A 12,216-nucleotide genomic window follows, 5' to 3' on the forward strand; every position below is an offset into this window, starting at 1 on the left:
AGATAAGGGGCCGAAAGCTTACGCCTCGATCACACCCATGATGTCGGACTCTTTCATGATCAGCAGGTCCTGCCCGTTGATCTTGACTTCAGTGCCGCTCCACTTGCCGAAAAGCACGCGGTCTCCGGCCTTCACATCGAGCGGGGTAACCTTGCCCGCATCGTCGCGGGCGCCCGGGCCGACCGAAACGATCACGCCTTCGGATGGCTTTTCCTTGGCAGTGTCGGGGATGATGATGCCGCCAGCGGTCTTTTCCTCGCTGTCAACGCGCCGGACTACAACGCGGTCATGCAGGGGACGGAAGCTCATGGTCGCTCCTTGGAACGTAGGGTTGAAAAAGCAATTTCCCAGCTGTTAGCACTCTATCCACAAGAGTGCTAACGGCATGGCGGTGAAATAGGATCAGCCTGCAACGGAGTCAAGGCGCGCGGAGCCGAAAAATTTTGCATCCCGGAGCGCCACTTGCTATGCGAGCGTCGAGCCGACGTCTGTAATAAGAAGATTGATATGACCTCCAGCCTATCCGCTCTGGACAACATCGCCTGGACGCCGCCAAAACTCTCGGTCATCGTGCCCACCTTCAATGAGCGCGACAATATCGCGCCGCTGATAGAAAAGCTTGAGAAGACGCTGAAGGGGACGGCGTTCGAGGTCATCATCGTCGATGACAACAGCCCCGACGGAACGGCCGATCTCGCCAAGGATATCGCACGCCAGAAGGCCCATGTGCGCTGCATACATCGCGTGGGTCGCCGTGGACTGTCTTCGGCCTGCATCGAGGGGATGGCGTCCTCGTCGGCCGATTACGTGGCCGTCATCGATGCGGACCATCAGCACGATGAATCCATCCTGCCTGAAATGCTTCGGCGCGTGGAAGAGGGGGCCGACATTGCCGTAGGTTCGCGCTATAGCGGGGAGGGCAGTTCGACCCAGGGGCTATCGAAACGCCGCCAGGCCGGTTCGACGCTTGCCACACGCCTCTCCGGCATTCTCACCGGAAAGGCACTGGCCGACCCCATGAGCGGCTTTTTTCTCATGCCCCGCAGCCTTTTCAATGAGGTCGCGCCCAGGCTTTCGCGCGAAGGCTTCAAGATCCTTCTCGATATCATCGTCTCGGCCAATCGCCGCCGGGGCGGCAAGCTCGTTCTCGCTGAAGTGCCCTATAGCTTCCGCCCGCGCTTTGCCGGCGAAAGCAAGATGAGCCCGTTGATCGTCGCCCAGTTCCTGGGATTGATCGTTTCGCAGATTTCGCGCGGCCTCCTGCCCACGAGTTTCCTGTTGTTCTCGCTGGTCGGCGCCTCGGGTGTCGTTGTGCACCTCGCCATGCTGACACTGGCCTTCGAGGTGCTCGATTTCAATTTCGCCAACAGCCAACTCGTCGCCACGCTGGTTGCGATGACGAGTAACTATCTCCTCAACAACGAGCTGACCTACGCCGACAAGAAGCTGCGCGGGCGGCGGTTCTGGACCGGGCTCCTGAGCTTTTACATCGTATGCAGCTTCGGCACCTTGGCCAATGTCTCGGTGGCCAGTGTCCTCTACGAGGCCAATCTCGCCAATTTCCTCATCGCGGGCATTGCCGGCGCCGTCATGAGCGTAGTCTTCAACTATGCGGTTACCCGCATGTTCACCTGGCGGTAGGCCGATGACCCGTCACGACCGGACAATGTCCACCCGCATTGGCCCGTTCACCCCTGAGCAGGCCGTATTGCTCCTTATCGCTGCCACTTTCGTGCTGCGGATTCTGGGTGGCGCAGCCATCGGTTGGGGGACAGGGGAGGCCTATTACCTTTCCTCGGCACGCCAGTTTCACCTGAGCTATTTCGATCAGCCCCCGCTCTCGCTCTGGATTATCTGGGCGACGATGCAGCTGACAGGTTCGGAGCATGTCCTTGTCGTCCGGTTGCCTTTCATTGCCATGTTCGCCGTTTCGACATGGCTGGTCTTCGATATCGGCCGCCGCATTCATACCCCGCTCGCGGGGTTTTACGCGGCCCTGATCGTCAACGCCTGCGTCCTCTTTTCGCTTTCGATCGGTTCATGGACGCAGCCGGACGCGCCCATGGTCCTGTTCTGGCTCGCGACCGTCCGCATCTTGCTCGAAGTCTTCTTTGGGGAAGGGGGGCGGCGTCCCTATGCCCTCTGGGCGCTTGCGGGACTGATGCTTGGCCTCACCTTCCTCTCCAAATATCACGCCGTCTTTCTCGTCGCGGGGACAGGGCTGTTCATCTTGTTGAACTCCACCCAGCGCCACTGGCTCCGCCACAAGGGGCCCTGGCTGGCCCTTGCAGTCGCGTTCACGGTATTCTCGCCGGTTATTATCTGGAACGCACAGAACGATTGGGCGTCCTTCGGCTTCCAGGGCGGGCGGGCGCTGGCCGAATCCGGCCTGCGGTGGGACGGGTTCCTGCGCATGATCTGGGGGCAACTGCTGTATATGGTGCCCTGGCTGGCCGTGCCGGCGCTTTATATCGGTACCCGAGCCCTAAAGGCAGGCCCACGTGGACAGTTCCCCACAGGTGCAGTTGCCGGCTCGGCGGCCCTGTTCGCCTATATCGGCTGGCCGCCCATTGTGTTTTTCACCCTGGTTGCCCTCTGGTCCGACACCCAGTTCCATTTCCATTGGCAGGCGCCAGGCTATCTCATGCTGTTTATCCTGATGGGGGTATGGGCCGCCGAGCGGAATACGCTGGGCATCCGCATCTGGCTTTGGGGTTCCGCGGCGGCGACGCTGGCCATCTTGACGCTGCTCGTCACCCACGCCGCCACCGGCTGGGCGCGCCATGTATTTCCCGGCGAATGGGAAGATCCGACGGCCCTGCAACTTCCATGGACCGAGCTGGGCGAAGCCCTCGAAACAGAAGGGGCGTTCACCGGCGGGCGGGTCTTCATCGCCGGAACCGACTGGATCGATTGCGGCTATATCGATACCCAGGTCGCCGGGCGGACGCCGTTCGCCTGCATCGGCCCCGATCCCCGCAACCTTGCCTATAATTTCGATCCCGACAGTTATGCCGGCTGGGATGCCTATATCGTCGTGCAGACGGGTAGGATCCGATACGCCGAGCCGCATTTTGAGGACATCGAGCACATCGCGACGCTTGATATATCCCGAAAGGGAATCGTCGAACTGACCGATATCGCCGTTTACCGGGCGACCGGGTTCAGGCCCTAGGCTGCTCCCCGGTCCCAGCTGACCTTCTTGCGGTAGATGGTGGAGGGGCTGATTTCGAGCGCGGCGGCGGCGCGGGCAATGTTGCCCCCGAAGGCCTGCAGCGCGTCCTCGATAATCTTCTGTTCCTGTTGCCACATCGGCAGTATCCCGTAGTCGGGCTGCGTTGACGCTCCAGGAAAGGTCGCCACCGTCTGTGCGGCTCGGGACTCGATATCGGCGGCCATCGCCATCTCGGCTGAAACGATCCCGCCGTCGAACATCACGACGATCCGGCGCACCAGGTTCTGGAGCTGGCGTACATTGCCCGGCCAGTCTCGCGCAATGAACAGATCCGCGGCCTCGGACGCGAAGCCCTCGAATCGCTTTTTCTCTTCTGCGGCAAACCGAGCGAGAAAGTTCTGTGCCAGAGGCACGATATCGGCGGGCCGCTGCCGCAAGGGGGGCAAATGGATCGGCAGCACATGGAGGCGGTAAAAGAGATCTTCGCGGAACTTCCTTTCCGACACCAGTTGCATGGGGTTGCGGTTCGTGGCGCAGACCACGCGCACATCGACCTGATGGACCTTCGATTCCCCGATCCGCGTGATGGTGCCCGTCTGCAGGAATCGCAGCAATTTCGATTGCAGCGAAAGGTCCATTTCGCCGATCTCGTCAAGAAACAGCGTACCGCCATCGGCTGACGCCACCGCACCCCGGCGATCCTCGGTCGCGCCGGTGTAGGCGCCGCGCACGACCCCGAACAGTTCGCTTTCCATCAACTCGCGCGGAATCGCCCCGGCATTGATCGCAATAAAGGGACCGTCCGCGCGGGGCGAACGCTTGTGTAACGCCTCAGCGCTCAGTTCCTTGCCGGTCCCGCTTTCCCCTGTGATGAAGACCGGGGCAGAGGACGGCGCGATGCGCAGGATTTGATCGTAGATCGCCTGCATTTGGGGCGACGCGCCGACAAAGCCCTCGAAATCGGCATCCGCGCCTCGCGGCGTCTCGGCGAGCACAGCCCGCGCCTTCCCGTGACGCTGGCCAAGTTCTTCGAGCCGCATGGCCAACAGGCGTCCACCGGCCGGCTTGGTCAGGCAATCGTGCGCGCCCGAGCGCAAGGCCGCGACGGCAGAGGAAACCGAATCGCTCTCGGAAAGCGCAATCACCAAAGCCCCGCGCGCCGATTGCGAAAGCGCAGCAAACGCATCCTCGAGGCTCCGCCCGCCTTCGGTAAGCGAGGCCATGTCGGCCAGCACCACGTCGAATATGCCGGTCTTGAGATAATCGAGCGCCCGTCTTCCATCAGCACATATCGTGATGCGCGCAGCATCGCACCAATGATCGGCAATCGCCGCCATTGTTTGGCGTGCGCTCGCCGGTACGGCGTCGATGAGTAAAAACGTCACGTCTGCGGCGGATGGAACTCCGGGTCGCATGTGCGGGCGTCTCCTGGCAAAGTCTCTCGCCGCACTATCTTTCAGTTAGGGTAAACAAACAGTTGGCAAGTGGAGCGATCATGGCCATGAACGCTTTTTCCCGGCTGCCCTCAATGGTAAGACTTGACAGGCGATTCCCTTCAAAAGGCATGAAGGCGTGCAAGGTCTGGTCTACGTGTTCATGGGGTTGTGCGGTCTCGCCATCGGCGTGGCGGGATATTATCTGCTCGCGCTTACCCCGGTAGAGTCCACCCTGCTGGCCATTCTCGCAACTCTGACCGCCGTCATCGTCCACGAGCAGCGCCTGCGGCGCCGTGCTGAAAAACGGCTGGAAAAAGGTATAGAGGAATTGGGGCGCCTCCTCAGCACCGACGCCCAGGCGGGTCAGGTGCTCAGCCAGCGAGTCAACACCCTCGTCAATCTCGATATCGGCTCGCGGCTCGACGTGATGGAAGCCGATATGAGTGTATTGGGCACCGTTGTGCGGCAGGTTGCCGAAGCCGTGTCCGAACTGGAATCCAGCCGGGCGACGGAAGCCGAGGCCCCAACGGCCGGCGGAAACGGCAAGGCGGCCATTATCCGTCACATCCCGACCGTCCCGCTCCACACGGTGAAAATGGCTCTCGATGAAGGCCGTCTCCTTCATCACGTCCAGCCCGTGGTTACGCTGCCTCAGCGCAAGATCCACGCCTACGAACTCGTGCTGCGGCTCATGCTGGGCAAGGGCAACATCGCCGATCCTCCCGACTACATGCCGGTGCGCAACGCCGAGGGCGACATTGTCCTGCGCCGGATCGAGCGAATTCTGGCCGACGAGGCAGTGAAAATCGTCCGGCGCGGACGCCTTGCCGGCAATCCCGTGCGGCTGCTGACCCGGCTGTCGCTGGCGACTCTTTCGGACAAGTCCGCGGTCGATCAGCTCATCGCGGTGCTCGCCGGCAACCGGGCCGTCACCCCCGACATGTGTTTCCTGCTGGACCACGCCGATTTCGGCGACATGGACCGGCTCGAGACCGACATGCTGAACCGCCTCGTCCAGCAGGGCATCACGGTCGGCCTTAGCAGCTGCCACTCCCTACGCCTCGATTTTGCCGGCCTTGCCGGTCGCGGCGTACGCTACATCGCAGTCGACGCCGTCGAATTCCTCGGCAATCCGACGCGCTTTTCCGATTTCCACGCCTCGGACATCAACGATTACGTTGCCCGTTTCGGTATCAATCTTGTGATGAGCGGTATTTCGAACGAACAACAGGTGCTTGCGTTGCTCGATGATGGCATAAAGTTGGCGCAGGGCGACGCGCTCGGTCCGCTTGGCCCGTTGCGAGAAGATTTGCGCGACGACGGCAACGACGATTTGCGCAGCGCCGCCACGAACTGAAGAATTAGCAGGCCCTAATGACGCGTATTCAAGGACCCCAGCCGGGCCTTTCGGCAATCGCAACAGGTTTTGACGGTATTCTCTCCGACGTATGGGGCGTGGTCCATAACGGCCAGGAGCCGCACGGCCCCGCGGTCGACGCGCTGGTCCAGTTCCGCCGCAATGGTGGCCGGGTCGTATTGATCACCAACGCTCCCCGCCCGCGCGGGCCCATCATGGAGCAACTCGATCGCATCGGCGTCACCCGCGAGGCTTATGACAACATTGTCACCTCGGGCGATGCGACGCGCATCCTGCTCGAAGGCTACGCGGGAAAGGTCGTTCACCGCGTCGGCCCCGCACAGGATGTCGTCCTCTTCGAGGGGCTGGGCATTACCTTCGGGAATGTCGAGGAGGCCTCGGCGGTGGCCGTCACCGATCTCGATACCGACGACGATACCCCGGCCGATTACACCGAACGCATGCGGGCTTGGCTCGCGCGGGGACTACCCCTCATTTGCGCCAACCCGGACAAGGTGGTGGAAGAGGGCGACCGGCTGATCTATTGCGGCGGCGCGCTTGCCGATGCTTATGAGGATATCGGAGGCCGCGTGATGATGGCGGGTAAGCCGTTCAATCCGATCTACGAAGAGGCCAAAGCCCTGCTCGACAAGGCCGCGGGACGTCGCATTGCGCGAGAGCGCGTCCTCGCGATCGGGGACTCGGTGAGAACCGACGCGGTCGGCGCAGCGCAATTCGGTATTCCCTTGCTGTTTGTCACCGGTTCCATTCACGCAGAGGAACTCGACGCCTTCAACGATCCCCCGCCCAAGCGCGTCCACGATTTCGTCTCGGTTTCTCGCGCCAACATGATCGGCTATATGCCCCGGCTGGCGTGGTGAATGGCGCGCGACCCTGCGCAATACATCGCCCGTAATCTTCCTGTCCGCCCCGTGCCGCACTTGCCCGGAATCCGCCTGTACATGGCCGTTCCCGAAAGCGGGGTCTGGCGGCTGGCCCGCAATGGTAATCCGCCCTATTGGGCATGGTGTTGGCCTGGCGGTTTGGCGCTGGCGCAATACATCGCGGCCAACCCCGGATGTGTCGCGGGCAGGACGGTGCTCGATCTCGGCACGGGCTCCGGCCTCGTCGCGATTGCGGCCGCGCTGGCGGGAGCCCGGCGCGTCCTTGCTTGTGACATCGACCCCGTCGCGCTAGCTGCCGCGCGCCGCAATGCAGATCTGAACCAAGCGGCCATCGAAACGCTGAATGAAGATCTGCTGGAAGGGCCGCCGCCCGATACCGACATCGTTCTGGCGGGGGACGTTTTCTACGATGCCGGCCTTGCGAGCCGCATGCTGCCTTTTCTCCGCCGATGTCGGTCGGCGGGCGTCGACGTGCTCGTTGGCGATATTGGCCGCGCCGATCTTCCGCGCGAGGCGCTGAGCGAACTGGCCGCCTATCCCGTTTCCGAGTTCGGAGAGGGCCTAAGTGCCGGCCAACGCTTTGCCTCGGTCTTTGGCCTCGCGCTCGACATCTGAACGCTTGCATTCTTTGCCGCAAAAAGGCAGGTTCCGCCCCGCGTAATCCAAAAGGCCTCACCCTTATCCATGACTTCCGGCAAGAGTTTCACCCGCCTCGACGGTCTCGACAGCGTTCCGGAAACGCTGCGTGGCGGCGTGGTCGCCATCGGCAATTTCGATGGGTGCCATCGCGGTCATCAGCGGGTGTTTGCAGCCAGCCTCGAGATGGCGCGCGCGAGTAACGTCCCGGCGCTGATGCTTACCTTCGAGCCGCATCCGCGCGATGTCTTCGCCCCCCAGCCCTTCCTGCACCGGCTTACGCCGCCTGACGCCAAGGCCGAACTTGCGAAGGCCCTTGGCTTCGATGCCATCGCCATCATGCCCTTTTCGCGCGAGCTGGGCGGGGTTGAAGCCGAGGATTTCGTGGCGCGCTATCTGGTTTCCGCGCTCGACGCCCAAGGCGTGGTGGTCGGCGCCGATTTCCATTTCGGCAAGCAGCGCAAGGGTACTCCGGAGTTCCTCAAGGCCGAGGGCGAACGGGCCGGCTTTGCCGTGCGCGTCATGGACATGCTCGCCGAGGGCGAGGCGCCGGTATCGTCCTCCCGCGTCCGCGAGGCGCTCGCTACGGGCGAGGTCGAAACCGCTAACGCACTTCTGGGCTACCACCATTTCTTTTCCGGCACGGTTATCGAAGGCGACAAGCGCGGGCGCGAACTTGGGTTCCCCACCGCCAATTTCGCGCTGCCCGAAACGGCCCGGCTCGAGCAAGGTGTCTACGCCGTCAAGGCACGGGTGGGTGGCAAGGTTTATGGCGGGGTCTCCGCCTACGGCAAGCCCATGTTCGACAACACGCGCCCGCCCTTCGAGACTTTCATTTTCGATTTCGACTCCGAGATTTACGGGCAGACGCTCGACGTTGCGCTCATCGCCTTCATACGCGGCCAGATGACCTTTGACGGCCTTGATGGCCTCATCGCCCAGATGAAGAAAGACACCGTCGATGCCCGAATTATGATCGCCCGCGCGGCTCCGCTTTCCGGGCTGGACGCTGCGCTGGGCATGATCGATGGCGAAAAGCCATTGGATTGAGTGGCCCCCGCTGTTAAAAGCGGTGCCGAATTCAGGCCGATTTCCAATAATCCCTGTGAGATTTATATGACCGAGACCCAATCGGGCGCGACCACCGAGCGCGACTATTCCGCAACTCTTTTCCTTCCGCAGACCGATTTCCCGATGCGCGCGGGCCTTCCCGACCGCGAGCCGTCCTGGCTCGAGCGCTGGGAGAAGATGGACCTCTACAACCTCCTGCGAGAGCAGAGCAAGGACCGCGAGAAGTTCACCCTCCACGACGGCCCGCCCTATGCCAATGGCAACATCCATATCGGGCATGCTCTCAACAAGACCCTCAAGGACCTCGTTTCGCGCTCCATGCAGATGCTGGGCTACAACTCGGCCTATGTGCCGGGCTGGGACTGCCACGGCCTTCCGATCGAATGGAAGATCGAGGAGCAGTATCGCGCCAAGGGCAAGAACAAGGACGAAGTGCCGGTCAACGAATTCCGCGCCGAGTGCCGAACCTTTGCCGAGCACTGGGTGGACGTGCAGCGCGAGGAGTTCAAGCGCCTCGGCGTGATGGGCGATTGGGACAATCCCTATCTCACCATGAGCTACGACGCCGAAGCGACCATCGCCAGCGAGCTGATGAAAGTCGCCATGAGCGGCCAGCTCTATCGCGGGTCCAAGCCCGTCATGTGGTCGGTCGTCGAACGCACCGCGCTGGCAGAAGCCGAGATCGAATATCAGGACTATGAGTCCGATGCGATATGGGTGAAGTTTCCGGTTCAGACTGGTAGCGTGCTTCAATCAATGCCGCGTGGAAGCACGCCAGAGTATAGTTCACTTAGCAAATTCTACGACGCTTCAGTTGTCATCTGGACAACTACCCCGTGGACCATTCCCGGTAACCGCGCGGTTTCATATTCAAATAAGATTGCGTACGGTCTCTATCAGGTTGTCGCCGCCGAGAACGAATTCGGCCCCCAGCCCGGCGAAAAGTTGATCTTCGCCGACAAGCTGGCGGATGATTGCGCGACCAAGGCCAAGCTGACCTTCAATCGCCTTGGCGATGTGGCGGCCGACGAACTCGCCTCCATGACCCTCCACCACCCCCTCCGCGGTGTTGGCGGCGGCTACGAATTCCTCGTCCCACTTCTCGATGGCGATCACGTCACCGATGACGCGGGCACGGGTTTTGTCCATACCGCACCCGGCCATGGCGCGGACGACTTTGATATCTGGATGGCCAAGGGCCGCGAGATCGCTGCCAAGGGCATCGATACCGCAATCCCGTTCACCGTCGACGACGCAGGCTATTACACCAAGGACGCTCCGGGCTTCGGGCCGGACGCCGAGGGCGGGCCTGCGCGGGTGATCGATGACAAGGGCAAGAAGGGCGATGCCAACCAGCGCGTCATCACGGCTCTGATCGCGGCGAACAACCTTTTCGCGCGCGGGCGATTGAAGCACCAGTATCCCCATTCCTGGCGCAGCAAAAAGCCGATCATCTTCCGCAACACGCCGCAGTGGTTCGTCTATATGGACAAGCCGCTCGACGACGCGAACGAAACCCTGCGTACCCGTGCGCTCGCGGCCATCGATGCCACCAAATTCGTGCCCCCCGCCGGCCAGAACCGCCTGCGTTCGATGATCGCCGACCGTCCCGATTGGGTGCTCTCGCGCCAGCGCGCCTGGGGCGTACCGATCACGGTTTTCGTCAACGTTGACACCGGTGAAATACTCAAGAACGAAGCCGTCAACAAGCGCATCTTCGATGCCTTCATGACCGAGGGCGCCGACGCCTGGTATGCCGAGAACGCAAAGGCGCGGTTCCTGGGCAGTGATGTGGCCGACCATGACAAATGGACCAAGGTCACCGACATTCTCGATGTGTGGTTCGATTCAGGCTCGACCCACGCCTTCGTGCTGCGCAACAGGGAAAAGTGGCCGCATCTGAAATTCCCGGCCTCGATGTATCTCGAAGGCTCGGACCAGCATCGCGGCTGGTTCCATTCCTCGTTGCTCGAAAGCTGCGCAACCAACGGCCATGCACCCTATGAATCCGTCCTCACCCACGGCTTCACCATGGACAAGAACGGCTTCAAGATGAGCAAGTCGCTGGGCAATACCATTGCCCCGCAGGACATCATCAAGAAGTTCGGCGCCGATATCCTGCGCCTCTGGGCCGCTACCATCGATTATGCCGAGGACCATCGCATCGGTGATGAAATCCTCGCCAACACGGTCGAAATGTACAGGAAGATGCGCAACACCTTCCGCTGGCTTTTGGGTAACCTCGCCCATTACAGGCAAGAGGAAGCCGTGGCGCACGCCGACATGCCCGAGCTCGAACGCTTGATCCTGCACCGGCTCGCCGTGCTCGACCATGAGGTGCGCGAGGGCTACCGCGCCTATGACTACAAGCGCGTGGTCACGACCATCGCCAACTTCATGAACCTCGAGCTTTCGGCGTTTTATTTCGACATCCGCAAGGACGCGCTCTATTGCGATCCGCTCTCCTCGGTCACCCGGCGGGCAGCGCTGACCGTGCTCGACCAGCTCTATTCCTGCCTCACCGCCTGGCTTGCACCTGTGCTGGTGTTCACGATGGAAGAGGTGTGGCTCGAGCGCAATCCGGGGGAAACATCCTCGGTGCACGCGCGAACTTTCCCTGAGCTTCCCGCCGAATGGCGCGACGACGCGCTGGCGGCAAAGTGGCAGAAGATTCGCGCCGTCCGCCGCGTCGTTACCGGCGCGCTGGAGATCGAGCGCAAGAACAAGGTCATCGGCTCCTCGCTCGAGGCGGCGCCCTTGGTCGAGATCGAGGACAAGGGGTTGTTCGACGCCGTGATGAGCCAGAACTTTGCCGATCTCTGCATCGTTTCCGGCATCAGGGTGGAGAATCGCGCCGTTTCGAACGCCGATGCGTTTACGCTCGAGGATGTTCCGCGCGTCGGCGTCACCTTCGCCCGCGCCGAAGGGCAACGGTGCGCGCGCTCCTGGAAGGTTCTCCCGGAGGTCGGAAGCGATCCCGAATATCCCGATCTCTCCCCGCGCGATGCGCAGGCCATGCGCGAACGCGTGGCCGCCGGGTTGCCGGTATGAATTGGGCCGCAAAACCGTCCGTCCTCTGGAGCCTGATCCTGGGGACGGACGTCCTGATCCTCGATCGGCTGCACAAGTTCGTCCAGATCGATATTTTTGGCTGGATGGGCGGCGAGGTCGTCAATATTGCCCCGTTCTTCGATTATGTGCTGGTGTGGAACACCGGCATTTCCTATGGCATGCTTGGCGGTCTGACGCCCGAAATGCTGTTGGCTGTGATGGGTGTCGCCGTCCTGGCGCTGGCCTACTGGTGGTGGAAGGACGACTCGCTTCTCACGCGCCTCGGCATCGCGCTCGCCATTGGGGGCGCGGTTTCCAACGCCATCGACCGGGTGGTCTACGGCGCGGTGGCCGATTTTTTTCATCTCTTCTGGGGCAATTTTTCCTGGTACGTCTTCAACATCGCCGATGTTGCGATCACCTTCGGGGTGATCCTGCTGATCTACGACGTGCTGAAATCCAAGCCCCGGCAGCCGTCAGGAACCTGAATTCAGTCAAATTCTGGTCTTAGGACGGACGATAGGGTATAACGCCGCCTCTGGAACGGGATGCATTAATCCCGCTATCCTGTAAATAGAGCGGGCA

Annotated in this window: 10 protein-coding genes; 8 read left to right on the forward strand and 2 right to left on the reverse strand. The window is 61.7% G+C overall.

The window, feature by feature from the left end; genetic code table 11:
- Positions 1–18 precede the first annotated feature (18 nt).
- Positions 19–309 carry a co-chaperone GroES gene (locus I2G20_RS09630; RefSeq protein WP_196259492.1) on the reverse strand — a complete coding sequence of 97 codons (291 nt, stop codon included), beginning with the start codon at positions 307–309 and terminating at the stop codon, positions 19–21.
- A gap of 198 nt (positions 310–507) precedes the next feature.
- On the opposite strand from I2G20_RS09630, the gene I2G20_RS09635 reads away from it, so the two are divergent.
- Positions 508–1,641 (forward strand): glycosyltransferase, encoded by a 1,134-nt coding sequence (locus I2G20_RS09635; RefSeq protein ID WP_196259493.1) that lies wholly within the window; start codon positions 508–510, stop codon positions 1,639–1,641.
- Between the two features lie 25 nt (positions 1,642–1,666).
- Entirely contained in the window at positions 1,667–3,175 is a 1,509-nt protein-coding gene (locus I2G20_RS09640; RefSeq protein WP_196259494.1) for an ArnT family glycosyltransferase, read from the forward strand.
- Here I2G20_RS09640 and I2G20_RS09645 read toward each other — a convergent pair.
- Positions 3,172–4,590: a sigma-54-dependent transcriptional regulator gene (locus tag I2G20_RS09645; RefSeq protein ID WP_246472998.1), complete on the reverse strand. Its 1,419-nt coding sequence runs from the start codon at positions 4,588–4,590 to the stop codon at positions 3,172–3,174. The genes I2G20_RS09640 and I2G20_RS09645 overlap by 4 nt on opposite strands.
- A gap of 157 nt (positions 4,591–4,747) precedes the next feature.
- On the opposite strand from I2G20_RS09645, the gene I2G20_RS09650 reads away from it, so the two are divergent.
- The 6 genes from I2G20_RS09650 (at position 4,748) to lspA (ending at position 12,119) form a co-directional block, all read left to right on the forward strand.
- A complete protein-coding gene (locus I2G20_RS09650; protein WP_196259495.1) occupies positions 4,748–5,968 on the forward strand; it encodes an EAL domain-containing protein in 1,221 nt (406 codons plus the stop codon).
- A 17-nt stretch (positions 5,969–5,985) separates the two neighbouring features.
- Positions 5,986–6,849, forward strand: coding sequence for a TIGR01459 family HAD-type hydrolase (locus I2G20_RS09655; RefSeq protein ID WP_196259496.1), 864 nt, complete (start codon positions 5,986–5,988; stop codon positions 6,847–6,849).
- Positions 6,850–7,488, forward strand: a complete 639-nt coding sequence (locus I2G20_RS09660; RefSeq protein ID WP_196259497.1) for a class I SAM-dependent methyltransferase — start codon at positions 6,850–6,852, stop codon at positions 7,486–7,488. It abuts the gene before it with no gap.
- A 69-nt stretch (positions 7,489–7,557) separates the two neighbouring features.
- Positions 7,558–8,559 (forward strand): bifunctional riboflavin kinase/FAD synthetase, encoded by a 1,002-nt coding sequence (locus I2G20_RS09665; protein WP_196259498.1) that lies wholly within the window; start codon positions 7,558–7,560, stop codon positions 8,557–8,559.
- A gap of 66 nt (positions 8,560–8,625) precedes the next feature.
- Positions 8,626–11,631, forward strand: coding sequence for an isoleucine--tRNA ligase (ileS, locus tag I2G20_RS09670; RefSeq protein ID WP_196259499.1), 3,006 nt, complete (start codon positions 8,626–8,628; stop codon positions 11,629–11,631).
- On the forward strand, positions 11,628–12,119 hold the full coding sequence (gene lspA / locus I2G20_RS09675; protein WP_196259500.1) for a signal peptidase II: 492 nt from the start codon (positions 11,628–11,630) through the stop codon (positions 12,117–12,119). The genes ileS and lspA overlap by 4 nt, the downstream gene beginning before the upstream one ends.
- Positions 12,120–12,216 lie beyond the last annotated feature (97 nt).

This window comes from Pelagibacterium limicola (assembly GCF_015694405.1).
Classification (GTDB): Bacteria; Pseudomonadota; Alphaproteobacteria; order Rhizobiales; family Devosiaceae; genus Pelagibacterium; species Pelagibacterium limicola.